A 25,749-nucleotide genomic window follows, 5' to 3' on the forward strand; every position below is an offset into this window, starting at 1 on the left:
CAATTTGCGTACCGCCGCAAGTTCTGCAGGGTTGGGTTCAGGGTTGCTTCGGCTGCCATTCGCCCGCGTACCAGGCGGCGGCCGCGTCGATTTCCTCGGGCGTCATGTTGCGCGCGATGTTGCGCATCTGTTCGGAGATGTCGTTATGGCGCGTACCGTTCGCGAACGCGAGCAACTGCGCCTTCGTGTACGCGGCCGGGAGGCCGTCGAGCCACGGGCTGCCGATCTTGCTGTCCACGCCGCCATGGCACGACGCGCATGCGGGAATATTGCGCAGTGGTGCGCCGTGCGCCACGATGGCGGGCGCGCCGCCATGCAGGTGCGCGATCGGCTGCAGCGAGGCGTAGTAGGCGGCGAGGTCGCGCATGTCCTGGTCGGACAGATCGCGCGCCATGGGCGACATCACCGCGTTCTGGCGGGCGCCCGTCTGGAAGTCGTGCAGCTCCTTGAAGACCACGATGGCGAACTGGCCCGCCAGATTCGGCGAATTGGCCATGCTGATGCCGCGCGGGCCATGGCACATCGTGCAGCGCAGGGCGAGCGTCGCGCCGCGGCCAACCGAGAGCGTCGTCGCGCCATCGAGCATGTGCGGCGTGAGTTCGACCTGGCTCAGCTGGTAGCCCGGCGGCACCGCCGATCCGACCGGGTGCCAGTCGCGCGGCACGCCGGCCGCGCTGCAGATCGCCGTCCAGATGCCCTGAAAATAGGGGTCGCTCTTGGCGGAAGGCAGCCAGATGAAGCCGATCAGCACGGAGACGACGAACACGACGATCGCCGTGCCCACGCCCGCGCGAAACCACACATTGCGAAACGAGAACAGGCGTTCGTCGCTCATCGCTGTGCTCCAATCGGGATCGCGGGCACGGCCGATTCGGGCGTTGCCAGCAGTTGCGCGATCGGGTAGCCATAGTTGGTGATCGTGAGGGCGACCATCAGCACGACCCACAGCCCGAAGCTATTGAGCGCCACCGGCAGCGTGGCCGACTCGTGCACCGGCTTGCTGAAGCGATATTCCTCGGGCGCGGCGGCCTCGCTGCGATGCCCCTGCAGCAGCACGAGGAAGAACAGCACCGCCGAGGTCACGAGGATCAGGCCGCCAATGGCCGAGAGCACCACGAGCGCGCCCTGGCCCGCGAGCGCCGGGTCGCTGTAGTCGTAATAGGCCATGCGCCGCGGCATGCCCATGAGGCCGACCAGGTGCCACGGGAAGGTCGTCACGATCATGCCGATGAACCACAGCCACAGCTGCCAGCGCATGAGGCGCCAGTTGTTGAGCGCGCGGCCCGTGATCTGCGGCCACAGGTCGTAGGCGATGGCGAAATACATGATGACGATCGCGCCGCCATAGATCAGGTGAAAGTGGCCCGTGATCCACTGCGTGTTGTGTACGGGCTGGTCGAGCTGGTAGCTCATGTTGATGAGGCCGCCCGCGCCGCCAAACCCGAGCATGACGAACGAGAACGCCACGGCCAGCATTTGCGGGTTCTTCCACGGCAGTTTCGCGATCCAGCCGAACGGCCCCTTGCCGCCGCGCAGCCGCCCGGCGATTTCGACCGACGCGCAGATCGTGAACACGGTGAGAAGCGTGGGCACCGAGACGAGCGCCGTGAACACCGACTGCACGAACTTGAAGCCCGAGCCCACCTGCGGATCGGTGAACAGGTGGTGAATCCCGATCGGCATGGCCACCACGAGAAACAGGATGAACGAGATGCGCGCCATCACATCGCTGTAGAGCCGGCCGCCGATCGCGCGCGGGACGATCGTGTAGTAGGCGATATAGGCGGGCACGAGCCAGAAGTAGACGATGGCGTGCAGGGTCCAGGAGAAGAACACGCGCGCGAGGCCCGCGTCGATCGTATTGCGCCAGCCGAAGGCCACGGGCAGGATCTGGAACAGCACTTCGATGGCTGCGCCCACCGCGGTCCAGCCCCACAGATACGCGCCCGCCGTGGTCGCGAACATGGCGAGCGGCAGCGGTTTGCCGGGATTCTCGCGTTTCCATTTCGCGGTGTTGATGCCCATCAGCGCGACCCAGACCCACGAACCCACCACGACGAGCACGACGCCCAGGTAATAGAACACGTTGCCGATCATCGGCGGGTAGAACGTGTAGAGCACGGAGGCGAGGCCGAGCGCCACGGGCACCGAGGCCGTGACGGCGCCGAGCGCGAGCAGGATGAAGCCAAGCCAGGCCCACTTCACGCCCACGAGCGGGCGCTTGAGCGCCAGTTCGCTGACCGCGTAGCCGAAGCCCATCGCGATGAGCGTGGGAAACACATAACCCATCACGGTGCCGTGCTCCGTGACCGAGCGGTAGTACAGCTCGGGGTCGTTGAGCCACGGATGCAGCGGGCTGCGCACGAACATCTGCCACGCGCCGAGCAGCAGCGCCACGCCGAAGACGATGAACGCGAGCCAGAAGTGGGCGAGTACGAGTCGCTTGTTATTTAACACAGCTGAGTCTCCGCGCGGAATTGCCTGCCTGATTCGCCATCTGCATGAAGGCATCGCGGTCGATGACCTTCACGTGGGCCCACATGCCCTGGTGGCCCGTGCCGCAGTATTCGTGGCACGGCATGAGGTGGTCGGAGGGTTTGTCGAAAGTCGTGCGGAACGTCGAGATGTAGCCCGGCTCGACCATCGAGTTCAGGTTGGTGTCCGTGACGAGGAAGCCGTGCACGACATCGGCGCTCGTCGCGCGGAACGTAATGGGCGTGTTCGCCGGGATGAGAATGCACTGCGGCGTGAACGAATATTGCTGCGCGAGAATGCGCACCGTCACGGAGCCGTCGGTTTCCACGGCGCTGCCGAGGTTCGATTCGACGAATTCGCCGGACACGTGCAGCGTTTGCGGATTGACGAGCTCCACGCGCGAGGGCGGCATCATGGCCCAGTGCAGGCCCGTGAACACCACCATGGCCACGAGCAGGCAGACGAACGCCACCATGAGCGTCGCCCAGCGGCGCTCGACGCGCGCGGCGACTTCGGCACTGGCATGGTTATCGAGCGGATTCGACATGAGGCCGGCCTTTTCTTGTCTGTCTGATCTATTGGATGACGCCGCGCGGCAGGAACACGACGAAGTAAAAGATGAACCAGAGCGCGGCGACGATCGCCGTGGCGATGCCCGCTACCGCGAGCGCGCCGCCCGGGCCGCTGGCCACGATCTCGTCGACCTGTTCGTGTTGCGGGCGCTCGCCCGGTTGTTCGGGTACGGGAGTTTCGATCATCGCAGCCTCAGAAAAGCGGCGCGGAACGCAGCGCGTTCACTTCGTGTTCGGAAACCGGAGTGCCGTGATTGCCCCACGCCGTGCGGATATAGGTGACCACGGCCGCCACTTCTTCATCGGAGAGCGACTGCGCGAACGGCGGCATGCCGTAGGGCATCGGGTTCTTGCGCGTGCCCGGCGCGTAGCCGCCGTTGAGCACCATGCGGATGGGGTTCACGGCCGAGTTCATCTGGATCGACTGGTTGTCGGCGAGCGGCGGGAAATGCGGCGGCTTGCCCTGGCCTTCGGTGGCGTGGCAGACCGCGCACTGCGACTCGTAGATCTTCCTGCCGAGCGGCACGAGGCGCTGGGCTTCCTCCGTCACAAACGTGCTCTTGGGCGACTTGTCGACCTCGTTGTTGCGGCCCGGCAACGACTTCAGATACACGGCCACGGCGCGCACGTCGTCTTCGGTGAGGTACTGGAAGCTGTCGTAGACCACTTCGGCCATCGGGCCGTACACGGCGCCGCGCTTCGACACGCCCGCGTGCAGCAGATCGACGATGTCCTCGATGCTCCAGTCGCCAAGCCCCGCCTCCTTGTTCGAGGTGAGCGAAGGCGCGTACCAGTTCTGCACCGGAATCAGACCGCCCTCGAATGCCTTCGAGGGCGAGTTGCCGCCCAGCGCGTTGATGGCCGTATGGCACATCGTGCAGTGGCCGAGACCTTCCACGAGATAGGCGCCGCGATTCCATTCGGCAGACTGGGTCGGGTCGGGCTTGAACTCGCCCTGGCGGAAGAACAGCGTGCGCCAGCCGAGCAGCAGCGCGCGCTTGTTATACGGGAAGCGCAGGTCGTGCGGGCGGTTTTCCTTGTGCACGGGCTGCGTGGAAAGCAGGTACGCGAATATCGCGTCCGAGTCCGCGCGCGTGACCTTGGTGTACGACGCGAACGGCATGGCCGGATAGAGCAGCGTGCCGTCGCGCGACTTGCCCTCGTGCAGCATGCGGTAGAACTCGTCGGCGGTCCACGAGCCGATGCCGAAGGTCTTGTCCGACGAGATGTTCGGCGTGTAGAGCGTGCCGAACGGCGTTTCCATCGGGCGCCCGCCGCCGAACATCTGCTCGGAAGGCACCGTGTGGCACGCAATGCAGTCGCCGGCGCGCGCGAGGTATTCGCCGCGCGCGATCAGTTCGGCGTTGCTCGGGACCGGCTTCGCGTTGGCCGTCGCTGCCGCTGCGGCGGCTCTCGCCGCGTCCGCTGCGTTCGCGCTGGGCGCGGCCGTTTGCGCGAGCGCGACCGCGGCGCCCATGCAGAGCGTGGCGGCCGCGAGCGAGAGGCGCGTCGCGAGTGGCCTGGGCGATGACGGGAGAAGGGATCGAAGTCTGCGCACGTCGAGGCCCCGGCTAGTTATGGACGCTACCGCACGCGAGCGGCAGCGGCGAGGCCGCCGCCGGCGTCGTATCGGCGGGCGCGGGTTGCGACGAGAGCCAGGCCGCGATCGCGGTGATGTCGCGGTCGGCGAGACGGGTGGCGATGTCGTGCATGCAGTCGGGCGCGGCGGCCCGGCGCGTACCGTAGCGGAACGCGCCGAGCTGCGCGCTGATGTAGTTCGCATGCAGGCCCACGAGGCCCGGAATGGCCGGCTGCATGCCAGTGAGCGAGGCGCCGTGGCAGCCTGCGCAGGCGGGCACGTTGCGCTTGCTGTCGCCGTTCATGACGAGCGTTTTACCGAGGGCGAGCGTGGCCGCGTCGACCGTGGGTTTGGCGGGCGGCGGATAGGGCGGGTGCTGCTGCGAGAAGAATTCCGCGATCTGCTTGAGGTAGGCGTCGGGCAGATATGCCAGCAGATAGTTCATGGGCGGGTAGCTGCGGCCGCCGTCGCGGAAGGCGACGAGCTGGTTGAACAGATACCCCGCTGGCTTGCCCGCGAGACGCGGGAAGTAGTCGTTGTCGGTGCCTTCGCCGTGTGCGCCGTGACAGGCCGCGCAACCCATCACGCGGGCTTGCATCGTGTCAGGCGCGGGCTCGGCGGGCGGCGCCGCGAGGAGCGGCGCCCACGGCAGCGCGAGCGCAAGGATGATCAGGACGATGCGGGTTCTCAATGATTCCCTCGTTGCGGATGGTAACGACACAAACGCGTTGCGATTCGATATCAGTTGAGGCGTCGTCCGTGGGGGATTTTCATTGTGCAAGACGGCCGGGCGCGCACCTTTTCGAGGAGATTATCGGAGAACGCCGACTTGTGCAGCCAGGATGTGCAAATAAATCTGCCGGATTATTGCATCGGCATATGTTTGCTAACACAACGACAGGCGCGTCTTGCTACAGATTATCGTGGCGCGAATTGCATCGGAATGCGAAATAAAATGAGGATCGTTTGAGGAGCGATCTCGTGTGGTCTTCGGGCCTGCGCGGGTGGAGTCCATTGTATGGTCGTAGGATGTCCTCGGTCGCGTGTGTGCGCGCTTTTCCAGCGGTTGTCCGACAACGTATAATGGAATGACATGACTTACGCACGCATATCGAGCCAAGGAGATCCACATGGCGGAGTCGCTTGCCACGCCCATCGCCGCGCGTAGCCGCAATCTCGCCGAGCAGGTCGTCAACTTCATCAGCGAGCAGATCGCCACGCGCGCACTCAAGCCCGGCGACAAATTGCCCACCGAAAGCAACCTCATGACGCAACTGGGCGTGAGCCGCACGGTGGTGCGCGAGGCGATCTCGCGTCTGCAGGCCATGTCGGTGATCGAAACGCGTCACGGCATTGGCAGCTTCGTGCTGGAGCCGCGCCGCGAGCCGCTCGATCTCGACGTCGTCCCGGCCAGCACGCTGGACGACGTGCTTTCCGTGCTCGAGTTGCGCATCAGTCTCGAAACGGAGGCCGCGGGCCTTGCCGCCCAACGAGCGAACGAGCGCGACCTGGCCGGCATGCGCGACGCGCTCGACACGCTCGACGTCGTCATCCGCACGGGCGGCGACAGCTCGGGCGCCGACCTCGAATTCCACATCTCGGTGGCGCGCGCGACGGGCAACCGCTATTTCGTCGACATCCTCACGCAGATGGGCGCGGCGTTGATCCCGCGCCGTCGCGTCGATTCGGCCGGCATCGCGCATCGCGATCCGCAGGCTTACGCCGAGCTGGTGAACCGCGAGCACGAGAGCATTTTCGACGCCATCGCCCGTCACGATCCCGAAGGCGCACGCGCGGCCATGCGCATGCATCTGTCGAGCAGCCGCGAGCGGCTGCGCCGCGCGGCGGCGGAGTCGGGTGAAAAGGCATAGCGCGTAGCGTGCATGGAAAAGCAGCGGCCGTTGGCCGCTGTTTTCATTGGCGATGGGCGTAGGTGATACCGAGCTAAGTCAGCCTCGCACCATCTCGCCATTCTTGCGCCGCCAGAGGTCGAGCGGATTGGCGTCCATCAGCGCCTGCGGCAGCAACTCGGCCGGGAAGTCCTGATAGCACACGGGCCGCAGGAAACGCTCCATCGCGCTCGTGCCCACCGAGGTCGCGCGGCTGTCGGACGTGGCCGGGAACGGGCCGCCGTGCACCATCGCATGCGTGACTTCCACGCCGGTCGGGAAGCCGTTCACGAGCAGGCGGCCGGCCTTGCGTTCGAGGATCGGCACGAGACGCATCGCGGCGGGCACGTCGGTGCGGTCCATCTGGATCGTCGCGGTGAGCTGGCCCGCGAAGTGTTCGGCCACGGCGAGCAGTTCGGCTTCGTCCTTGCAGCGCACGAGCGTCGAGGCCGGCCCGAACACTTCGTCTTCGAGGGCGGGTTGCGCAAGGAAGGTTTGCGCGTCGGTCACGAAGAGGGCGGCGAACGCCTGGTTCGGGCCGCTCGCGCTCTGGCCTTGCGCGAGGGCGCTCACGCCCTGGGTTTCGGCGAGGCGCCGCGCGCCTTCTTCATACGCCGCATGGATGCCCGCCGTGAGCATGGTCTGCGCGGGCTTGATGCCCAGCGCCTGCGCCGCGGCCTGCGCGAACTGGTCGAGCGCCGGTCCCTCGATGCCGATCGCCAGGCCCGGATTCGTGCAGAACTGACCCGCGCCGAGCACGAGCGAATCGACGAAGCCCTGCGCGATGGCCGCGCCGCGTGCCGCGAGTGCCTCGGGCAGCAGGAACACGGGATTGATGCTGCTCATTTCCGCGTAGACGGGAATGGGCTCGGGCCGGTTCGCGGCGATGCGCATGAGCGCCGTGCCGCCCGCGCGCGAGCCGGTGAAGCCAACGGCCTTGATGGCCGGATGCGCGACGAGCGCCTCGCCCACGGTGCGCCCCGCGCCGACGATGAGCGAGAACACGCCCTCGGGCAGCCCCATCTCCTGGACGGCCTGCTGGATCACGCGGCCCACCATCTCCGAAGTGCCGGGGTGCGCGCCGTGCGCCTTGACGATGACCGGGCAGCCCGCCGCCAGCGCCGCGGCCGTGTCGCCGCCCGCCACCGAGAACGCGAGCGGGAAGTTGCTCGCGCCGAACACGGCGACCGGGCCGAGCGCGATCTTCTGCAGACGCAGGTCGGCGCGCGGCAGCGGCTTGCGCTCGGGCAGGGCGGCGTCGAGCGTGGGCGTGAGCCACAGGCCCTGGCGCACTTCCTGGGCGAACAGCTTGAGTTGACCGACGGTGCGGCCGCGCTCGCCTTCGAGGCGCGCCTTGGGCAGGCCGGTTTCCGCGTGGGCGCGTTCGGTGAGCGCGTCGCCGAGCGCGGCGATGCCGTCGGCGATACGTTCGAGGAACGCCGCGCGCACGGCGAGGGGCAGCGTGCGGTACGCGTCGAACGCCTCTGCGGCGAGCTGGCAGGCGGCGTCGACGTCGGCGGCCGTGCCGCTGCCGAAGGCCGGCGCGGGGATCGCTTCGCCCGTGGCGGGATTGAAAGCCGCGAGCGGCTTTTCCGAGCCGCGCACGGCGCGGCCTCCAATGAGCATGTCGCCAGTGATTTGCATGATGTCTCCGAGTCTCGTTGCAGTGAGTTAAGTCATCGTACAACTATCATACGCCAGATCGTCGCCGCCGCACACCGAGGCGGGCGCCTTTGGCAATCGGGAGGCGCTACAGGCGCGCAACTCCAAGCTTTGTCGGTTATGATTCCCGTTCCATGGCAGGGTAAACACGACATTGGCTCCGTCGGCGGGCAAGCCTAGAATGTCGTCAGACAACGTACCACAAAGCATTCAAACCGCGATCCAATCCGCGCGCCGCCCGCGCCAAAAGGAGACAACCCCGATGTCCGCCCCCGCCAACCGTTACGAGGACCTGCTGGAGTCAGCCAGCGCCAAGGTCCTGAGGCACGTGCTCCCGCTCTTCCTCATCATGTTCATCGCGAACTATATCGACCGTGTGAACGTCGGTTTCGCCGGCGCGCACATGAAAGCCGATATCGGTCTTTCGGCGGCGGCGTATGGGTTCGGCGCGGGGCTATTCTTCGTGGGCTACGCGATCTTCGAGGTGCCGTCCAACATCCTCATGCAAAAGTATGGCGCACGCGCATGGCTTACGCGCATCATGGGTACGTGGGGCGTCGTGGCCGCCGCCATGGCGTTCGTGCACAACGACACCTCGTTCTACGTGCTGCGCTTTCTGCTGGGCGTTGCCGAAGCGGGTTTCTTTCCCGGCGTGATCTATTACTTCGCGCAGTGGCTGCCGCAGAAAGAACGCGGCAAGGCAGCGGCCGTGTTTCTCGCAGGCTCGGCGTTCGCCTCGGTGCTCTCGGGTCCGATCACGGGTGCGCTGCTGTCGGTGCGCGGCCTCGGTCTCGCGGGCTGGCAGTGGATGTTCCTGATCGAAGGCGGCTTTTCCATCGTGCTGTGCGGCGTGAGCTGGGTGTTCCTGAAGTCGCGCATTCGCGATGCCCACTGGCTCACGAACGACGAACAGGGCGCGCTCGAAACGTACATGGTTCGCGAGCAGGCCGAGCGCGAAGCCGCCACGGGCGCGCACGTGCCGGTCCTGCGTCTCCTGAAGGACCCGCAGATCGTGCTGTTCTGCCTCCTCTACTTCGCGATCCAGCTCACGATCTACGCGGCCACGTTCTGGCTGCCCACGATCATCCGCAAGATGGGTGATCTCAGCGATTTCCAGGTAGGTCTCTACAACGCCATTCCGTGGATGATCGCCATCGTCGCGATGTACTGCTTCGCACTGCTCTCGGCCAGGTACCGCTTTCAGCAGGCGTGGCTCGCCGTCGCACTGGTGATCGCGGCCTGCGGCCTGTTCGCTTCGACCTCGTCGGACCCGGTGTTCTCGTTCGTGGCGATCTGCTTTTCGGCCATCGGCTTCAAGGCGGCTTCGTCGCTGTTCTGGCCGATGCCGCAAGGCTATCTCGACACCCGCGTGGCCGCCGGCGTGATCGCGCTCATCAATTCGCTCGGCAACCTGGGCGGGTTCTTCGCGCCGGCCACCTTCGGCTATCTTCAACAGCATACGGGCTCGATTACGGGCGGCCTCTACGGCCTCGGCGTGACCTCGCTGATTGCGGCCGCCGCCGCGTTCCTCGCCCGCAACAAGCCGTCGCGCCGCGCCTTTGCCGACGATTCGGTTCGCAGCGGCGCGCACTGAGCCCGCGCGCACTCCTCAATCGAGAAGGAAACCCACACCATGAACCAGCCGAACCCCGAACGCTTCTTCGTCTACGTCGCGAATTCGAAAGACGGCGACATTGGCGTGTTTCATCTCGATGCGCGCAATGGCGCGCTCGCGCCGCAAGCCCGCGTGGCCGCGCAGGACAACGTGATGCCGATGGCGCTCTCGCCCGATCGCCGCCGCCTTTACGCGGCCACGCGCGGCGCGGACAAGCGCATCAACGACTACGCCATCGACGCGCAAAACGGCAGTCTCGCGCCGCGCGTGCAGACGCCGATCGAATCGAGCCTCGCGTATCTGTGTGCCGAGCCGCAGGGGCGTTTCCTGCTGGGCGCTTCGTACGGCGAGCATCGCGTGAGCCTGTATGGCGCGAACGAGCTCGAGAGCGGCAATGGCGCACCGCTGCAAGTGATCGACGATATCGAGCACGCGCACGCCGTGATCGTTTCCGCCGACGGGCGCTTCGCCTATGCGTCGTCGCTCGGCAGCGACCGCGTGTTTGCTTTCGCGCTGGAAGACGCGGGGCGCCTCGTCGAAATCGGTGCAGTCGATCTCGGTACGGGCTTCGGTCCGCGGCATCTGCGCTTTTCGCCCAACGGCGACGTGCTGTACGTGCTGAGCGAATTCCGCGCGACGGTGGCGGCTTTCACGCGCGACGCCGCCACGGGCAAGCTCGCGGCGCTGCACGTTTCGCCGCGCGCGCCGGTGCTCGCGCATCTGAACGACGGCTTTGCGCGCCCGAGCCCTACGGACCCCGTGCAGCCCGACCCCGCCGTGCTCGCGAAGCTCGTCTGGGCCGCCGATATCCACGTTTCGCCCGATGGGCGCTTCGTCTACGTGTCCGAGCGCACGACGAGCCAGATTCTCGCGCTGCGCGTGGCTCAAGACGGCGCGCTCGAATACGTCGGCGCGACCGCAACGGAAACACAGCCGCGTGGTTTTCGCATCGACCCGACGGGCCGGTTTCTCGTGGCGTGCGGAGAAAAATCGCAACACGTGTCGGTCTACGCGATCGATGCGGCGAGCGGCGCGCTCGCAGCCGCCTCGCGCGGCGAGGGCGGCAACGGCGCGAACTGGGTGGAGATCGTCGCCGCCCACGCTTGACCGCTTCAATCCAGGGTTTCGATTGTCAGGGCGCAGCGCGCCGCACTTTTACAGGTAATCCGTTCATGTCTACACAAACCGTTCAACCGAACGCCACGCCCGTTGTGACTGAGTTGCGCGTCGTGCCCGTGGCGGGCCGCGACAGCATGCTCCTGAACCTCTCCGGCGCGCACGGTCCGTTCTTCACGCGCAACGTCGTGCTGCTGCGCGACAGCGCGGGCAACACCGGCATCGGCGAAGTGCCGGGCGGCGAGGCGATCCGCAAGACGCTTGAAGACGCGCGCGCGTTCGTGGTCGGCCAGTCCATCGGCAATATGCAGTCGGTGCTCAACACCGTGCGCAAGCAGTTCGCCGATCGCGACTCGGGCGGCCGCGGCCTGCAGACCTTCGACCTGCGCACCACGATTCACGCGGTCACGGCGCTCGAAGCCGCGCTGCTCGACCTGCTCGGCCAGCATCTGAACGTGCCCGTTGCCGCGCTGCTTGGCGAGGGGCAGCAGCGCAGCGAAGTGGAAATGCTCGGCTACCTGTTCTTCATTGGCGATCGCAACAAGACCGATCTGGCCTACGCGAGCGGCGCCGATGGCCGCGACGACTGGGAGCGCCTGCGCACCGAAGAGGCGATGACGCCGGATGCCGTCGTGCGCCTGGCCGAAGCCGCGCAAGCGCGCTACGGCTTCAACGACTTCAAGCTCAAGGGCGGCGTGCTGGCGGGCGACGCGGAAATGGAAGCGGTCACGGCGCTGGCCGAGCGCTTTCCCGAAGCGCGCGTGACGCTCGACCCGAACGGCGCGTGGTCGCTCGCAGAAGCCATCCGCCTGTGCCGCGACAAGCACGACGTGCTCGCCTACGCGGAAGACCCGTGCGGCGCGGAGAACGGCTATTCGGGCCGCGAAGTGATGGCGGAATTCCGCCGCGCCACCGGCCTGCCCACGGCCACCAACATGATCGCGACCGACTGGCGTCAGATGGGCCACGCTATCCAGCTGCAATCGGTGGATATCCCGCTCGCCGACCCGCACTTCTGGACCATGCAGGGCTCCGTGCGCGTAGCGCAGATGTGCAACGACTGGGGCCTCACGTGGGGCTCGCACTCGAACAACCACTTCGACATTTCGCTCGCGATGTTCACGCATGCAGCCGCCGCGGCGCCCGGCAAGATCACGGCGATCGACACCCACTGGATCTGGCAGGACGGCCAGCGCCTCACGCGCGAGCCGCTGCAGATCGTGGGCGGCAAGGTGCAGGTGCCGCAAAAGCCCGGCCTTGGCATCGAGATCGACATGGACGAGCTGGAAAAGGCCCACGCGCTCTACCAGGAGCACGGCCTCGGCGCGCGCGACGACGCGATCGCCATGCAATACCTCATTCCCAACTGGAAGTTCGACAACAAGCGTCCGTGCCTCGTGCGCTGAACGCCGTCTTCGACTGAACACCTTTACTGACTTCGCAACAGGATCAAGACCATGACCACGCCGCAAGAACTCAAGCAAATCGTCTCCGAAGGCCTGCTTTCGTTCCCCGTGACCGACTTCGACGCGCAGGGCAACTTCCGCGCGAGCACCTACGCCGAGCGCCTCGAATGGCTGGCCCCGTACGGCGCGAGCGCGCTGTTCGCAGCGGGCGGCACGGGCGAATTCTTCTCGCTCACGAAGAGCGAATACTCGCAGGTCATCAAGACGGCCACCGAAACCTGCAAGGGCAAGGTGCCGATTCTCGCGGGCGCGGGCGGCGCCACGCGCGTGGCCATCGAATACGCGCAGGAAGCCGAGCGCAACGGCGCGCAGGGCATTCTGCTGATGCCGCACTACCTCACGGAAGCGTCGCAGGAAGGCATTGCCGCGCACGTGGAGCAGGTCTGCAAGGCCGTGCCGAAGATGGGCGTGATCGTCTACAACCGCGCCAATTCGAAGCTCAACGCCGACATGCTCGAGCAGCTCGCCGACCGCTGCGAGAACCTCATCGGCTTCAAGGACGGCGTGGGCGAGATCGAGGCGATGGTGACGATCCGCCGCCGTCTGGGCGACCGCTTCTCCTACCTGGGCGGCCTGCCCACGGCCGAAGTCTACGCGGCGGCGTACAAGGCGCTGGGCGTGCCCGTGTATTCGTCGGCGGTGTTCAACTTCATTCCGAAGACGGCCATGCAGTTCTACCGCGCGATTGCCGCCGACGATCACGCGACGGTGGGCAAGCTCATCGACGAATTCTTCCTGCCGTACCTCGCCATTCGCAATCGCCGCGCGGGCTACGCGGTGAGCATCGTGAAGGCGGGCGCGAAGCTCGTGGGCCGCGACGCGGGCCCGGTGCGCGCGCCGCTCACCGATCTCACGCAAGAGGAAGTGGCGCAGCTCGACGTGCTGATCAAGAAGCTCGGCGCGCAGTAACGCGTTTGGTGTTCACGCCATGCTCGCGCCAGCCGGCGCGCGGCATGGCTGCTTGCGACAGGGGCCTTGCTGCCCTGTTTGCTCGTTGAGGGCGTGGCGCCGGTCAGGCGTTGTCGCCGAACAGGTCCAGATTGGCGCGCTCGCGCTTTTTGCCTTCGGTGCCTTCGGCCTTGCGCGTGCGGCGCGCGGTCTTTTCGCGGCGCGGCTTGCCGAACACCTCGTCGGGCGTGAAGCCGAATTCGGCGATTGCCTCGCGCACATTGGCCAGCGCCTCGTGCGCCGCTTCGGCGCGCGCGGCTTCGATGCGCTCGTCGAGTTCGCGCTTCTGGGCGAGCAATTCGAGGTAGGTAGCCATCGATGATTCTTGTCGAGTGAAAACGAGCCGCTGATTTTACGCGTTGTGCGGGCTTCGCGTGGGCTTTACACCGCAATTTCCGGCATCAAAGATACTCGGCGAGCAGCGCCACCACGACGCCCGACAGCCCCATCAGCAACGCCGCGAGCCACAGCGACCCGCGCGCTGGCGCGCGCACCGAGGCGGGCAGGCGCTTTTTCCCGCTCACCATCGGGCCGACCAGATTGTGGCCTTTCACGAGGGCATAGACGGCAATCGCGCACACGTGCAGCACGACCGCGGCCGCGAGCAGGTCCCAGCCCCACGCGTGCAGGCCGGCTATCGCATTGGCGATTTTCGCGGGCACGATTTCGCTGAGCGGGCCTTCGTCGGCGATGTCGTTGTTGTCGTAGAGACCGGTGAGCGTTTCGACCAGCAGCAGCGCGAGCAGCAGCAGAACCATCCAGCCGCCGGCCGCGTTGTGACCGACCTGGACGTCGGGCTCGCGCCGCAACAGATGGCGCAGATTCTCGATCGCCTTGCGCGGCGAGGCGACGAAGCGCGAGAAGCGCGCGGTCTCGCTGCCGAAGCAGCCCCACAGGATGCGAAACAGCACGAGCGCGAGCAGCGTCTCGCCGAGGCGCACGTGCATCTGCATCCAGTTCATGCGCTGCGTGATGTAAGCGGCCGCCACGAGCACGACGGTCAGCCAGTGGAAGAGGCGCGTGGGCAGGTCCCAAACGGGCACGCGGCGCTCGGGCCGCTCAGGGTGCTCGGGACGGTGGCGGGTTACGGAGGTCGTGGAGTTCATGATTCGAGGCGGGCGGCCGGGCGTGGCGCTCGAGGCCATCATAGGCCAGGAACGCGCGCGCCATGTACGGCGCAATATACGCACCTGCGATCCCTCAGCGCCTACGTGGCGTCGTGCGGCGACTTCGGCGATACTTGCCGCTCGCCTTACATCTCTTGCAATTTGATTCCGCAGATGGAAAAGAACCGACTCGAAGCCTTCAGCGATGGCGTGCTTGCCATCATCATCACGATCATGGTGCTGGAACTCAAGGTGCCGCATGGCAATGATCTCGCTGCGCTCGCGCCGCTGTGGCCGGTTTATCTGAGCTACGTGTTGAGCTTCATCTACGTGGGGATCTACTGGAACAACCATCACCACATGCTGCAGGTGGCGCGCCGCGTGAACGGCTCGGTGCTCTGGGCCAACCTGCATCTGCTGTTCTGGCTTTCGCTGCTGCCGTTCACCACGGGCTGGATGGGCGAGAACGAGTTCGGGCGCTGGCCGACCGCGCTCTACGGCGTCAACCTGCTGCTCTGCGCGCTGGCTTACGTCGTGCTGCAATTCACGCTGGTGCGCTACCACGGCATGCAGAGCCCGCTTGCCGTTGCGCTGGGCAATGACGTGAAGGGCAAGATTTCGCCGGCGCTGTATCTGGCGGGGTTTGCGCTCGCGGCGTTCGACTATCCGCGCATTGGCGCGATCTTCTACTTCATCGTGGCGCTGCTCTGGCTCGTGCCCGACCGGCGTATGGAACGGCTCGCCCTCGCTGCCGGCGAAAAGAAGGAAGAGTAAACAGCAGTGGGGCCGGCGCGCGCGCGGCCGGCCCCTTGGAACATCACATCGTCATCAGCCTGCCAGGTGCTTGCGCTTGGCGAGTTCCTGAGCCTTGGCATAGTCGGCCTGGATCACGGGCAGACCTTCCGTGGCAGCCTTCTTCAGGCCCGCGTCGCGGCCCGAGGCGATCTCCGCCTGGAATGCCGAGAGCGTCTTCTGCTGGCCAGCCAGCGCGACCTGCTCGATATACGTCTTGTCGAAGTCCGCGCCGCGCAGGTTATTGATGCTGCTGATCACGGCCGCATCCGGGTCGTTGCGCGGCACGTCCACGCCGCGCGGGCTCGCCGCGCGCATCGAGTCGGACAGCTTCGTATAGTCGGCCACCAGTTTTTCCGCGAAAGCCTTCACTTCGCGATCGGTCGAGCGCGAATCGGCAATGCGTGCGGCATCGCGCTGCGTGGCGACGGTTTGCGTGCCGTCCGCGATGAAGGCTTTGTCGGCTTCGTGCAGCTTGCCGGGTGCGGCCGAAGTCGAGGCAGAAGCCGCGGTGGGCGCGGGGGTCTGCGCATGGGCGCTCAGCGTCACGGCGCAAAGGCTGGCGGCCGAAGCCGCGATGAGCGAGGCAAGCGAGAGGCGAGTCATGTGAACTCCTTTCTGCGTAGTTGGTATCGATTGCCGCGCAGGGCTGCGTCATGCGGCTTTTCGTGCGGCTCTGCGCGGGACCGTTGTGGCGAGGCGCCTTGCTGCTCAACGGTCTGGGGAATTCTATGAAGTCGTTCGCCGTTCAGGTGAAACGATTGCTTCGCTTGTGTAACGGTTGGTAAGAGAGCATGCGACAGAGATAACGAACCGCGTAGTCACATCGACGTCATGCGTTTATGCCAATACGGCGTTTTCCATTCGCGCCAACCGGCGCACAATGTCCCTCGCGCGCAAAAAAACGTAGGCCAACGAGGAGGAGACAGGATGGACGACGAGCTGGTTGCAACCGCATCCACCACACAATCGACTGCCGCAGCCACCACCGCCGCGAATTTTCGCTGGCGCGTGCTGATCTGGCTGCTGTTCGGCGGCATCATCAACTACCTCGATCGCGCGAATCTCGCGATCGCCGCGCCCGGCATGATTCACGAGCTGGGCCTCACGCGCACGCAAATCGGCTTGCTGGGCACGGTGTTCGCGTGGACCTACGCCGTGATGCAGTTGCCGGCGGGCTGGATCATCGACCGCTTCGGTGCGAAGCGTGCCTATGCAGTGGGCATGATCTGGTGGAGCGTGGCGACGTGGCTCACCGGCGTCGTTGGGTCGATCTCGGGCCTCATCGTCATGCGCGTGCTGCTCGCCGTGGGCGAGGCGCCGTGCTGGCCGACCTCCGCCAAGATCACGGCCGCGTGGTTTCCCGCCAAGGAGCGCGGCTTCGCCACCGGCATCTGGGATTCGTCATCGAAGTGGGGCCCCGCGCTCGCGCCCGCCGTGCTGGTAGCGTTGATGATCGCCTTCGGATGGCGCTCGCTCTTTCACGTGACGGGCGCCATCGGCATCGTCTTCGCCGTGCTGTTCCTTTTTCTCTATCGCAACCCCGCGCAAAGCAAGCGGCTCACGCGAGAGGAATTCGCCTATATCGAAGCGGGCGGCGGCGGCCACGAGCGCTCGCTCACGACCGCGCCCATTCGCTGGCGCGCGCTGTTCGCCTCGCGCAGCGTGTGGGGCATGATCTTCGGCTACTTCTGCGCGATCTGGCTGTGGAATATCTTCCTCGTGTTCCTGCCGCTCTATCTGCTCGATCGCTTTCATATTTCGTTCGCACAACTGGGCATCTACGCGAGCATTCCGTGGTTCGGCGGCGCGGCGGGCGAGATCGTCGCGGGCTGGGTCGCGAAGAAACTCGTGGATCGCCGCGTGGCTTCGCCCATGGTTGCCAAGCGCATGCTGATCGTGGTGGGTGCAATCGGTGCGGGCGCGTGCGCGGCGGCGCTGCCATTGGCGAGCACGATAGGCGCGAGCGTCGCGCTGATGACGTTGGGGCTGGCGTTCATTGCCGCCACCATTGGCAACGCGTGGGCGCTCGCGGCCGACATCGCCCCGTCGTCGATGGTCGCTTCCGTGAGTTCGATCCAGAATTTCGGCGGCTATTTCGGCGGGGCGTTCTCGCCGGTCGTGGCGGGCTTTATCGTCGACCGCACGGGATCGTATTCGCTGGCGTTCATCATGGGCGGCGCGATTGCGGGCTGCGCGGCGCTGTTCTACTGGTTCATGGCGCGCAGCACGGTGGGCCAGCCGGCGGACGCGGCTTGAGGAGACGCACGTGAACGCCTGTGAACGCTTTCCCTGGCGCGCGCTCTACGACACCGGCATCGAGCCGAATCCCCGCCATGGCTCGGGGCGCTTCAGCGCCTTATTGCACCTGGCTGCGCAGCGCCTTGGCGGCAGCGACCATGTTGGTCAGCGCCGGAATCACCTCGGCCCACTGTCGTGTCTTCAGACCGCAATCCGGGTTGACCCACAGGCGTTCTGCCGGAATGCGCCCGGCGGCCTTCTGCATCAATTGCACGATGTGCGCTTCGGTCGGGATGTTCGGCGAGTGAATGTCGTACACGCCCGGCCCGATTTCGTTCGGATACCTGAAGTCGTCGAACGCGTCGAGCAGCTCCATGTCCGAGCGCGAGGTCTCGATCGTGATGACGTCCGCGTCCATATCGGCGATCGACGCAATGATGTCGTTGAACTCCGAATAGCACATGTGCGTGTGGATCTGCGTTTCGTCTTCCACGCCGTTCGCCGTGATGCGGAACGATTCCACGGCCCAGCGCAGATACTCGCCCCACTGCGCGCGGCGCAGCGGCAGACCTTCGCGCAGCGCGGCCTCGTCGATCTGGATCACGCCCACGCCGGCCTTCTCCAGGTCGAGCACTTCTTCGCGAATGGCGAGCGCGAGCTGGTAGCACGAGACCGAACGCGGCTGGTCGTCACGCACGAAGGACCAGTTGAGGATCGTCACCGGGCCCGTGAGCATGCCCTTCATGGGCTTGTTCGTGAGCGACTGCGCGTAGGTGATCCACTCCACCGTCATCGCCTTCGGGCGGCTGATGTCGCCGAACAGAACAGGCGGTTTCACGCAGCGCGAGCCGTACGACTGCACCCAGCCGAACTGGCTGAACGCGTAGCCGTCGAGCTGCTCGCCGAAATATTCGACCATGTCGTTGCGCTCGGCTTCGCCGTGCACGAGCACATCGAGACCCAGTTGCTCCTGCTCTCGGACGCTGCGCTCGATTTCGGCGCGCATGGCGGCCTGGTAGCTCGCGTCGTCGAGCGCGCCGCTCTTGAACTGGCTGCGCGCCTGGCGGATTTCCGCCGTTTGCGGGAACGAGCCGATCGTGGTGGTCGGGAAGGCGGGCAGCTTCAGGCGTGCGGCCTGCTTCGCGGCGCGCTCGGCATAGGCGTGCTGACGATTGCCGAGCTGTGCATCGATGCGGGCGATCGCGGCCTTCACGGCGGGGTTGTTCACGCGCGGCGACTCGCGGCGCGCCTGAACGGCGGCGGCGTTTGCCGCGAGTTCGGCTGCGACCTTGTCGCGGCCGGCATTGAGCGCCGTGGCAAGCACCTTTACTTCGTCGAGCTTTTGCAGCGCAAACGCGAGCCACGAACGGATTTCGACGTCGAGCTTTTCTTCGCTCGCGAGATCCACCGGCACGTGCAGCAGCGAGCACGACGGCGCGATCCAGAGGCGCTCGCCCAGTTGCTTCGCGAGCGGCTCGAGCCATTCGAGCATGGCGTTCAGATCCGTCTTCCAGATGTTGCGGCCGTTGATCGCGCCCACCGAGAGCACGCTCTGTGCAGGCAGCTTTTGCGCGGCCAGCGCGACTTCTTCGCGGGCGTTGATCGCGTCGATATGCAGACCGTCGACGGGCAGCGAGCACGCGAGGTCGAGATTGTCCTGCAACTGGCCGAAGTAGGTGGCCAGCAGCAGCTTGACGCTACGCAGCTCGAAGCCTTCATACGCCGTCGCAAACGCGGCGCGCCAGGCCGGATCGAGTTCGGTCACGAGAATCGGCTCGTCGATCTGCACCCATTCGACGTCCATCACGCGGAAGTAGTCGAGCAGTGCGCGATAGACGGGCATGATGCGCGGCAGCAGCGCCAGCTTGTCCGAGTCATCCTTGGCCTTGCCGAGCCACAGGTAAGTGAGCGGCCCGATGATCACGGGCTTGGCCTTCACGCCCAGTTCGCGGGCTTCGCGCAGTTGCTCGGAAAGACGCGAGGTGTCGAGGTTGAACTGCGTATCGGCCGTGAATTCGGGGACGATGTAGTGATAGTTCGTGTCGAACCACTTCGTCATTTCGCCGGCCGCGACGCCGCCGCAGCACGCGGCATGGTCCTCGGCGCCCGCCGCCGAGCGGCCACGCGCCACGCGGAAGTAGTTGTCGAGCTTGTCGCCGTGGAAGCCCTGCACGCGCTCGGGCAGGTTGCCGAGCGTGAAGCTCATGTCGAGCACCTGGTCGTAGAACGCGAAGTCACCGGCCGGCACGAAGTCTAGACCCTTCTGGTTTTCCCAGTGGCGCTTGCGCAGTTGCGCGCCGAGCGCCTTCAGTTCGTCGCGCGAGGATTCGCCTTTCCAGTAGCGTTCCAGACCGGATTTGAGTTCGCGTTTCGCGCCGATGCGCGGAAAGCCGAGATTGTGCGTGGTGACCATGTGCGGTGCCGTCCGAAATGAAAGTGCTGGAAACGATCCAGAGTGGCAGCGATGATAGACGTATCCGATGATGAAGAAAAATGGCATTATTTCATCCATCCATTAGTTTTTTTCATCTGGTCGCCTGATGCTCGAACGCGTTCACCTTGTCATCGTCCGCGAAGTCGCCCGCCAGGGCTCACTGACCGCTGCGGCGGAATCGCTTTTCCTCACGCAGTCGGCGCTGAGCCATACGGTCAAGAAGATCGAGCAGCAACTCGGCACCCAAATCTGGGACCGCGAGGGGCGCAGCCTGCGGCTGACGCAGGCCGGGCAATATCTGCTCTCGCTAGCCGAGCGGCTCCTGCCCCAGTTCGAACTCGCGGAAGAGCGCATGAAGCAGTACGCCGCGGGCGAGCGCGGCACGTTGCGCATCGGCATGGAATGCGCCCCGTGCTATCAGTGGCTGCTCAAGGTCGTTTCGCCGTATCTGGCGCGCTGGCCCGACGTCGACGTGGACGTGAAGCAGCGTTTTCAGTTTGGCGGCATCGGTGCGTTGATCGGCTACGACATCGACGTGCTGGTCACGCCCGATCCGCTCAACCGGCCCGGACTGCGTTTCGATCCGGTGTTCGACTACGAGCAGGTGCTGGTGGTCGCGGAAGACCATCGGCTCGCGAACGTGCGCTACGTGAAGCCCGAGCAGCTAGTCGACGAAACGCTCATCACGTACCCCGTGGATACCGACCGGCTCGATATCTACAACCAGTTTTTGCGGCCCGCGAACATCACGCCACGCCGTCACAAGACGATCGAAACGACCGACATCATGCTGCAGATGGTCGCGAGCCATCGCGGCGTGGCCGCGTTGCCGCGCTGGCTCGCGGAGGAATACGCAGACCGTATGCCGCTCGCGATCGTGAAGCTCGGCAAGCAGGGCATCGCGAAGCAGATCTTTCTCGGCACGCGCGAAGGCGACGCCGTGGTCGACTACCTGAAATCGTTCGTCGAATTCGCACGCGACCCGGTCTGGCAACAGCCCCGTGTGCGAGGCTGATGGGTCGCGTTTTGAAATTGAAAGGAACGTCGTACAAGTTCGTATATTGATCGTTCAATTAACTTAAAGTCGCTGTTCATCGGTACTCGCTGGAATCGCTTGTCGCTTCTGCGCAATTGCTCGTCGCAATTGCTACGTTAGTCGGCTTTTTGCCGGACAACCATGTGTCATGAGCCTTCATGACCCTGCGACGCAGTTCGATTCCTGAGGAGATGACGATGTGCCGATTCCCCCTGCTTAAGACAGGCGCGCTCGCGTGCGCCGCCATTCTCTGCACCAGTGCCTACGCGGCCGATCCCGCCGCGTGCAAGGACGTTCGCTTCGCCGACGTGGGCTGGACCGATATCGCGGCGACCACGGGCGTGGCGTCGACGATCCTCGGCGCGCTCGGCTATGCGCCGACCAAGACGATCGCCTCGGTGCCGATCACGTTCGCAGGGCTCAAGAGCAAGCAGATCGATGTGTTCCTCGGCTACTGGTCGCCGACCATGGACCCGATCATCGAGCCCTTCACGAAGTCGGGTTCGATCAAGGTGCTCTCGACGCCCAATCTCACGGGCGCGAAATACACGCTTGCCGTTCCCGATTACGTCTACCAGGGCGGCCTCAAATCGTTTCAGGACATCGCGAAGTACGCGGACAAACTGCAAGGACGCATCTACGGCATCGAACCCGGCAACGACGGCAATGCACTGATCCAGAAGATGATCGGCGCGAACCAGTACGGACTCGGCAAATTCAAGCTCGTCGAATCGAGCGAGGCGGGGATGCTCGTGCAGGTGAACCGCGCCGTGCGCGAGAAGCAATGGATCGTGTTCCTCGGCTGGGAGCCGCATCCCATGAACGTGCAGATGAAGATCGACTATCTCTCGGGCGGCGACGCGGTGTTCGGGCCTGACTACGGCGCGGCGCGCGTGCTGACCGCGGAGCCGCCCGACTACGCCGCGCGCTGCCCGAACGTGGCGAAGTTCGTCTCCAACCTGCAGTTCACGACTGTCATCGAGAACCATTTGATGGTGCCGATCGCCAACAAGGAGGACCCCAACAAGGCCGCCGCCGACTGGTTGCGCAGCAACCCGCAGGTGCTCGACAACTGGCTCGCCGGCGTGACCACGCTCGACGGCAAGCCGGGCCTGCCTGCCGTGCGCGCCTCGCTGGGCGTGCACTGACGTGCCGTTGTCCGCGGCGAAAGCCGCGGACAACCCTGCGGTACATCCCTATTTGCCCGGCAATTTTGGTTGATTAGCGTTCAAAAGAGGAGGAGGCAGATGGAGCAAGCAGGAATCGGTACGCATGGCGCAGAGGAGAGCGCCGCACGAGGCGGTCATGGCCATGCGCTGCAGCGCGGCCTCACATGGAAAGATGCGTTCTGGGTGACGAGCGGCGTGCCCGCGGGCGTGCTGTTCACGATTGGCGGCGTTTGCGCGACCATCGGCCAGCCGGCCTGGGCCATCTGGATCGCATCGATCACGATGGGCCTCGTGCAAAGCGCCACTTACGCCGAGATTTCAGGGCTCTTTCCGCACAAGTCGGGCGGTGCTTCGGTGTACGGAGCAATCGGCTGGGTCCGCTACAGCAAGATGATCGCGCCGGTTTCCGTGTGGTGCAACTGGCTCGCGTGGTCGCCCATGCTGGCGCTGGGCTGCGGACTTGCCGCCAACTACGCGCTCGCCACGCTGTTCGCGCCCGAAGCGGCCATCCTGCAGTGGCACTGGACGCTCGCCAACCTGGACTTCATCAAGCCGGGTCTCACGCTGCGCATCAACGCGACGTTCCTGATCGCCGCGGCGTTCCTGCTCATCACGTTCCGGCTTCAGCACAGCGGCGCTTCGAAGGCCGCGAAAACGCAGAAGATTCTCGGCATCGCATCGCTCACGCCGTTGTTGATCGTCGGGCTCGTGCCCTTCGTCACGGGCGATGTTCCCGCCAAGCATCTGTTTCCGCTGCTGCCGCTCGGCCACGACGCGCACGGCAATCTCACCGCGGCGGTGTTCGGCACGTGGAACGGGCAGGGCGTGGTCATGGCGCTGGGTGCGATGTTCATGGCGGGATGGGCATCGTACGGCTTCGAAACGGCGGTGTGCTACACGCGCGAGTTTCGCGACCCGCGGCGCGATACGGCGCGGGCGATCTTCTGGTCGGGCGCGCTTTGCCTCGTCGTGATGACGCTCGTTCCGCTCGCGTTTCAGGGCTCGCTGGGTACGGCGATGATGCTCGATCCGCGCATCGGAGACGGCACCGGTGTGGGCACCGCGATGGCCGAGATGGTGGGCGGCGGCGCCTGGGTGGGCAACGCCGTGGTGGTGATGCTGATGCTTTCCATCTTGCTGATCGTGATGACGTCGATGATGGGTTCGTCGCGCACGCTCTATCAGGCTTCGGTGGACGGCTGGCTGCCGCGCTACCTCTCGCGCGTGAACGAGCACGGCGCGCCGACGGCGGCGATGTGGACCGATCTCGGTTTCAATCTCATCCTGCTCGCGATGTCGGACTATATGACGGTGCTGTCGATCTCGAACGTCTGCTACATGTTGTTCGTGTTCCTGAACCTTCAGTCCGGCTGGATTCATCGCATGGACCGTAGCGCCTGGGCGCGGCCGTTTCGTTGCCCGACGTGGCTGCTCGCGCTCGGTGCGCTGTGCGGCTATGCGAATCTCGTGTTCGTGGGCGCGGGCGCCAATCTGCAAGGCGAGGGGACGCTGCGCGATGGCCTCATTGCCATGCTGCTGATCGTGCCGGTGTTTGCTTTCCGGCATTACTGGCAAGATCGCGGGCGGTTTCCGGCGGGCAGTGCGCTCGATATGGAAGTGAGCGTGCCGGTGCGCAGCCGGTTGTTGAGTCTTGCGCCTTATGGCGCGCTCGTTGCAGCGGCGCTGACGATTGCGGTTTCGCATTGGCTGGCCGCGTCGGTCTGAGTTGACTTCAGTGTTGGCGGCATCGTGCGGGCGGGGTGCTCGCGTGGTGCCGCGTTTTTTTGGCTCTTCCTGTTGCTGTGCCTTTTACAGGACTGATCGCGCGTTGAATGTTCGATGAAGCCGAAAAAAAACCAGAGTCGCTGCGCAACTCCTTGCGCGCCGATTCTGGCCCATTAGCGTTGCTTAAAGCGTCACGCTATGTGCGCGTACTTTCTCCCTGCGCGACGCGCCATCCGCCGCGGAAAAATCCGGTCCGCGTGCCGGCGTCCCATTCGCCACAAAATACGGCGCATGCGATCGCGCAAGCGCCTCGCGCCCGCGTATGCGATCCGCGATCTTCTCCGCGATCATGATGGTTGGCGCATTGAGGTTGCCGGTGGTGATGCGCGGCATGATCGACGCGTCCACGACACGCAGGCCGTCGAGTCCATGCACACGGCCTTCGCCGTCCACCACCGCCATGTCGTCGTAGCCCATCGCGCACGAACACGACGGGTGATACGCGGTTTCCGCGCGGTCGCGCACGAAAGCATCGATCTCGGCGTCGGTCTTGAGCGCCGCGCCGGGGTTCAACTCGCGTCCGCGAAACCGGTCGAGCGCGGGCTGCGCAATGATTTCGCGCGTGATGCGAATTGCGTCGCGGAACTCGCGCCAGTCGAGCGCTTCGGCCATGTAGTTGAAGAGGATCGACGGATGCTGGCGCGGATCGCGCGAGCGCAGCTTCACGCGCCCGCGGCTCGGCGAGCGCATCGAGCCCACGTGCGCCTGGAAGCCGTGCATCTTGATCGCATTGCTGCCGTTGTAGTTGATCGCGACGGGCAGGAAGTGATACTGAAGGTTCGGCCACGGATCGTCGTCGCGCGTGCGAATGAAGCCACCCGCCTCGAAATGATTGCTCGCGCCAATGCCGGTGCCGCGCAGCATCCATTCAAGGCCAATCGCCGGTTGATTGCGCATGAGGAGCGCAGGGTAGAGCGAGACGGGCTCCTTGCACTCGTACTGCATGTACATTTCCAGGTGGTCCTGAAGATTCTGCCCGACGCCCGGCAGATCGAGCACAATGGGAATGTCGAGTTCCCGCAGCCATGCACCGGGACCGACGCCCGAGCGCTGCAAGATCTGCGGCGAGGCGATCGCACCCGCACACAGCAGCACTTCGCGGCGCGCGTAGCGGGTCACACGCGCGGGCCCGTCGAGAAAGACGACGCCACATGCCCGCTTGCCGCTGAACAGAATGCGGTCCGTCACCGCGTGCGTGACGATGTCGATGTTGGGCCGATGCTTTGCCTGATCCAGATAGCCGCGCGCGGTGCTCGCGCGCCGGCCTTTTGCGGTCACGGTGCGGTCCATCGGCCCGAAGCCTTCCTGGCGGTAGCCGTTGAGGTCGTCGGTGCGCGCATAGCCCGCCTGCACGCCCGCCTCGATCATCGCCTCGAAGAGCGGGTTCACGCCCGGCTTGCTCGTCGTCACGTGCACGGGACCTTCGCCGCCGTGATAGTCGTTCGCGCCGACGTCGCGCGTTTCGGCCTTGCGGAAATAGGGCAAGCAGTCCAGATAGCTCCAGTTCTCGAGCCCTTTGCGCTCGGCCCAGCCGTCGTAGTCGAGCGCATTGCCGCGGATATAGCACATGCCGTTGATGAGCGACGACCCGCCCAGCCCCTTGCCGCGTCCGCATTCCATGCGCCGGTTGTTCATGTGCGGCTCGGGATCGGTTTCGTAAGCCCAGTTGTAGCGGCGGCCTTGCAACGGGTAGGCGAGCGCCGCGGGCATCTGCGTGCGGAAATCGAAGCGGTAGTCGGGGCCGCCCGCTTCGAGCAGCAGCACCGTCGCGTCGCGGTCCTCGGTGAGGCGCGCGGCAAGGACGTTGCCCGCCGATCCCGCGCCGATGATGATGTAGTCGTACTCTTGCGCTGCCATGCAGGAC

The 25,749-nt window shown here is 65.4% G+C and carries 21 protein-coding genes and 1 pseudogene; 10 read left to right on the plus strand and 12 right to left on the minus strand.

Translation table 11 applies throughout. The features are described 5' to 3' along the window. Nucleotides 1-37 precede the first annotated feature (37 nt). The 6 genes from AB4Y36_RS28930 to AB4Y36_RS28955 form a co-directional block, all read right to left on the minus strand. A complete protein-coding gene (locus AB4Y36_RS28930) occupies nt 38-835 on the minus strand; it encodes a cytochrome c (RefSeq protein WP_368603544.1) in 798 nt (265 codons plus the stop codon). Beyond that, entirely contained in the window at nt 832-2,457 is a 1,626-nt protein-coding gene (locus AB4Y36_RS28935) for a b(o/a)3-type cytochrome-c oxidase subunit 1 (RefSeq protein WP_069267082.1), read from the minus strand. The genes AB4Y36_RS28930 and AB4Y36_RS28935 overlap by 4 nt, the downstream gene beginning before the upstream one ends. Then, on the minus strand, nt 2,447-3,022 hold the full coding sequence (locus AB4Y36_RS28940; protein WP_368684800.1) for a cytochrome C oxidase subunit II: 576 nt from the start codon (nt 3,020-3,022) through the stop codon (nt 2,447-2,449). The genes AB4Y36_RS28935 and AB4Y36_RS28940 overlap by 11 nt, the downstream gene beginning before the upstream one ends. Before the next feature lie 28 nt (nt 3,023-3,050). Continuing rightward, the gene (locus AB4Y36_RS28945) at nt 3,051-3,233 is read right to left on the minus strand and encodes a hypothetical protein (protein ID WP_028206326.1); all 183 of its coding nucleotides are present in this window, start codon (nt 3,231-3,233) and stop codon (nt 3,051-3,053) included. Nucleotides 3,234-3,240: 7 nt separating this feature from the next. Then, nucleotides 3,241-4,524 (minus strand): cytochrome c, encoded by a 1,284-nt coding sequence (locus AB4Y36_RS28950; RefSeq protein WP_342946634.1) that lies wholly within the window; start codon nt 4,522-4,524, stop codon nt 3,241-3,243. Between the two features lie 94 nt (nt 4,525-4,618). Beyond that, on the minus strand, nt 4,619-5,224 hold the full coding sequence (locus AB4Y36_RS28955; RefSeq protein ID WP_133184702.1) for a c-type cytochrome: 606 nt from the start codon (nt 5,222-5,224) through the stop codon (nt 4,619-4,621). 532 nt (nt 5,225-5,756) lie between these two features. On the opposite strand from AB4Y36_RS28955, the gene AB4Y36_RS28960 reads away from it, so the two are divergent. Continuing rightward, complete coding sequence (locus AB4Y36_RS28960) at nt 5,757-6,497, plus strand: FadR/GntR family transcriptional regulator (RefSeq protein ID WP_368684801.1); 741 nt, start codon at nt 5,757-5,759, stop codon at nt 6,495-6,497. Nucleotides 6,498-6,575: 78 nt separating this feature from the next. On the opposite strand, the gene AB4Y36_RS28965 is transcribed toward AB4Y36_RS28960, so the two are convergent. Beyond that, the gene (locus AB4Y36_RS28965) at nt 6,576-8,159 is read right to left on the minus strand and encodes an aldehyde dehydrogenase (NADP(+)) (RefSeq protein WP_368684802.1); all 1,584 of its coding nucleotides are present in this window, start codon (nt 8,157-8,159) and stop codon (nt 6,576-6,578) included. A 280-nt stretch (nt 8,160-8,439) separates the two neighbouring features. Here AB4Y36_RS28965 and AB4Y36_RS28970 point away from each other — a divergent pair, with 280 nt between their 5' ends. The 4 genes from AB4Y36_RS28970 (at nt 8,440) to kdgD (ending at nt 13,283) form a co-directional block, all read left to right on the plus strand. Next, nucleotides 8,440-9,771, plus strand: a complete 1,332-nt coding sequence (locus AB4Y36_RS28970; RefSeq protein ID WP_368603541.1) for an MFS transporter — start codon at nt 8,440-8,442, stop codon at nt 9,769-9,771. Between the two features lie 39 nt (nt 9,772-9,810). Further along, entirely contained in the window at nt 9,811-10,899 is a 1,089-nt protein-coding gene (locus AB4Y36_RS28975; protein ID WP_368684803.1) for a lactonase family protein, read from the plus strand. Between the two features lie 65 nt (nt 10,900-10,964). Further along, complete coding sequence (gene gudD, locus AB4Y36_RS28980; RefSeq protein WP_069267076.1) at nt 10,965-12,314, plus strand: glucarate dehydratase; 1,350 nt, start codon at nt 10,965-10,967, stop codon at nt 12,312-12,314. Between the two features lie 51 nt (nt 12,315-12,365). Beyond that, on the plus strand, nt 12,366-13,283 hold the full coding sequence (gene kdgD, locus AB4Y36_RS28985) for a 5-dehydro-4-deoxyglucarate dehydratase (RefSeq protein WP_028206318.1): 918 nt from the start codon (nt 12,366-12,368) through the stop codon (nt 13,281-13,283). 103 nt (nt 13,284-13,386) lie between these two features. Here kdgD and AB4Y36_RS28990 read toward each other — a convergent pair whose 3' ends face one another. Together AB4Y36_RS28990 and AB4Y36_RS28995 are read right to left on the minus strand one after the other, a co-directional pair. Next, on the minus strand, nt 13,387-13,638 hold the full coding sequence (locus AB4Y36_RS28990) for an H-NS family nucleoid-associated regulatory protein (protein WP_069267075.1): 252 nt from the start codon (nt 13,636-13,638) through the stop codon (nt 13,387-13,389). Nucleotides 13,639-13,723: 85 nt separating this feature from the next. Then, nucleotides 13,724-14,428 (minus strand): cytochrome b/b6 domain-containing protein, encoded by a 705-nt coding sequence (locus AB4Y36_RS28995; protein WP_368619070.1) that lies wholly within the window; start codon nt 14,426-14,428, stop codon nt 13,724-13,726. A gap of 174 nt (nt 14,429-14,602) precedes the next feature. Between AB4Y36_RS28995 and AB4Y36_RS29000 the strand changes: the two genes are divergently transcribed. Next, entirely contained in the window at nt 14,603-15,202 is a 600-nt protein-coding gene (locus tag AB4Y36_RS29000; protein ID WP_069267073.1) for a TMEM175 family protein, read from the plus strand. 54 nt (nt 15,203-15,256) lie between these two features. Here the strand turns inward: AB4Y36_RS29000 and AB4Y36_RS29005 are convergent, their stop codons facing one another. Next, complete coding sequence (locus AB4Y36_RS29005) at nt 15,257-15,826, minus strand: DUF4142 domain-containing protein (protein ID WP_342946234.1); 570 nt, start codon at nt 15,824-15,826, stop codon at nt 15,257-15,259. Nucleotides 15,827-16,150: 324 nt separating this feature from the next. On the opposite strand from AB4Y36_RS29005, the gene AB4Y36_RS29010 reads away from it, so the two are divergent. Continuing rightward, nucleotides 16,151-17,479 carry an MFS transporter gene (locus AB4Y36_RS29010; protein WP_368684804.1) on the plus strand — a complete coding sequence of 443 codons (1,329 nt, stop codon included), beginning with the start codon at nt 16,151-16,153 and terminating at the stop codon, nt 17,477-17,479. A gap of 100 nt (nt 17,480-17,579) precedes the next feature. Here the strand turns inward: AB4Y36_RS29010 and metE are convergent, their stop codons facing one another. Then, complete coding sequence (gene metE, locus AB4Y36_RS29015; protein WP_368684805.1) at nt 17,580-19,874, minus strand: 5-methyltetrahydropteroyltriglutamate--homocysteine S-methyltransferase; 2,295 nt, start codon at nt 19,872-19,874, stop codon at nt 17,580-17,582. A gap of 127 nt (nt 19,875-20,001) precedes the next feature. Between metE and AB4Y36_RS29020 the strand changes: the two genes are divergently transcribed. From AB4Y36_RS29020 to AB4Y36_RS29030, 3 genes and pseudogenes are all read left to right on the plus strand, one after another. Beyond that, on the plus strand, nt 20,002-20,910 hold the full coding sequence (locus AB4Y36_RS29020; RefSeq protein ID WP_368603534.1) for a LysR family transcriptional regulator: 909 nt from the start codon (nt 20,002-20,004) through the stop codon (nt 20,908-20,910). Nucleotides 20,911-21,128: 218 nt separating this feature from the next. Then, nucleotides 21,129-22,079 carry a choline ABC transporter substrate-binding protein gene (locus AB4Y36_RS29025; protein ID WP_368684806.1) on the plus strand — a complete coding sequence of 317 codons (951 nt, stop codon included), beginning with the start codon at nt 21,129-21,131 and terminating at the stop codon, nt 22,077-22,079. Between the two features lie 174 nt (nt 22,080-22,253). Then, nucleotides 22,254-23,825, plus strand: a pseudogene (locus AB4Y36_RS29030) (APC family permease); the annotation flags it as partial. Nucleotides 23,826-24,008: 183 nt separating this feature from the next. On the opposite strand, the gene betA reads toward AB4Y36_RS29030, so the two are convergent. Next, the gene (betA, locus tag AB4Y36_RS29035; RefSeq protein ID WP_368684807.1) at nt 24,009-25,742 is read right to left on the minus strand and encodes a choline dehydrogenase; all 1,734 of its coding nucleotides are present in this window, start codon (nt 25,740-25,742) and stop codon (nt 24,009-24,011) included. Nucleotides 25,743-25,749: the final 7 nt, after the last annotated feature.

Source organism: Paraburkholderia sp. BR10936 (assembly GCF_040965735.1).
Lineage (GTDB): Bacteria > Pseudomonadota > Gammaproteobacteria > Burkholderiales > Burkholderiaceae > Paraburkholderia > Paraburkholderia nodosa_A.

Bases quoted from the DNA above. Each gene is read 5' to 3' on its own strand.
- AB4Y36_RS28930 (WP_368603544.1), bottom strand. From the start codon at position 835: ATGAGCGACGAACGCCTGTTCTCGTTTCGCAATGTGTGGTTTCGCGCG.
- AB4Y36_RS28940 (WP_368684800.1), bottom strand. From the start codon at position 3,022: ATGTCGAATCCGCTCGATAACCATGCCAGTGCCGAAGTCGCCGCGCGC.
- AB4Y36_RS28945 (WP_028206326.1), bottom strand. From the start codon at position 3,233: ATGATCGAAACTCCCGTACCCGAACAACCGGGCGAGCGCCCGCAACAC.
- AB4Y36_RS28950 (WP_342946634.1), bottom strand. From the start codon at position 4,524: ATGGGCGCCGCGGTCGCGCTCGCGCAAACGGCCGCGCCCAGCGCGAAC.
- AB4Y36_RS28955 (WP_133184702.1), bottom strand. From the start codon at position 5,224: ATGCAAGCCCGCGTGATGGGTTGCGCGGCCTGTCACGGCGCACACGGC.
- AB4Y36_RS28960 (WP_368684801.1), top strand. From the start codon at position 5,757: ATGGCGGAGTCGCTTGCCACGCCCATCGCCGCGCGTAGCCGCAATCTC.
- AB4Y36_RS28965 (WP_368684802.1), bottom strand. From the start codon at position 8,159: ATGCAAATCACTGGCGACATGCTCATTGGAGGCCGCGCCGTGCGCGGC.
- AB4Y36_RS28970 (WP_368603541.1), top strand. From the start codon at position 8,440: ATGTCCGCCCCCGCCAACCGTTACGAGGACCTGCTGGAGTCAGCCAGC.
- AB4Y36_RS28975 (WP_368684803.1), top strand. From the start codon at position 9,811: ATGAACCAGCCGAACCCCGAACGCTTCTTCGTCTACGTCGCGAATTCG.
- gudD (WP_069267076.1), top strand. From the start codon at position 10,965: ATGTCTACACAAACCGTTCAACCGAACGCCACGCCCGTTGTGACTGAG.
- kdgD (WP_028206318.1), top strand. From the start codon at position 12,366: ATGACCACGCCGCAAGAACTCAAGCAAATCGTCTCCGAAGGCCTGCTT.
- AB4Y36_RS28990 (WP_069267075.1), bottom strand. From the start codon at position 13,638: ATGGCTACCTACCTCGAATTGCTCGCCCAGAAGCGCGAACTCGACGAG.
- AB4Y36_RS28995 (WP_368619070.1), bottom strand. From the start codon at position 14,428: ATGAACTCCACGACCTCCGTAACCCGCCACCGTCCCGAGCACCCTGAG.
- AB4Y36_RS29000 (WP_069267073.1), top strand. From the start codon at position 14,603: ATGGAAAAGAACCGACTCGAAGCCTTCAGCGATGGCGTGCTTGCCATC.
- AB4Y36_RS29005 (WP_342946234.1), bottom strand. From the start codon at position 15,826: ATGACTCGCCTCTCGCTTGCCTCGCTCATCGCGGCTTCGGCCGCCAGC.
- AB4Y36_RS29010 (WP_368684804.1), top strand. From the start codon at position 16,151: ATGGACGACGAGCTGGTTGCAACCGCATCCACCACACAATCGACTGCC.
- metE (WP_368684805.1), bottom strand. From the start codon at position 19,874: ATGGTCACCACGCACAATCTCGGCTTTCCGCGCATCGGCGCGAAACGC.
- AB4Y36_RS29020 (WP_368603534.1), top strand. From the start codon at position 20,002: ATGCTCGAACGCGTTCACCTTGTCATCGTCCGCGAAGTCGCCCGCCAG.
- AB4Y36_RS29025 (WP_368684806.1), top strand. From the start codon at position 21,129: ATGTGCCGATTCCCCCTGCTTAAGACAGGCGCGCTCGCGTGCGCCGCC.
- betA (WP_368684807.1), bottom strand. From the start codon at position 25,742: ATGGCAGCGCAAGAGTACGACTACATCATCATCGGCGCGGGATCGGCG.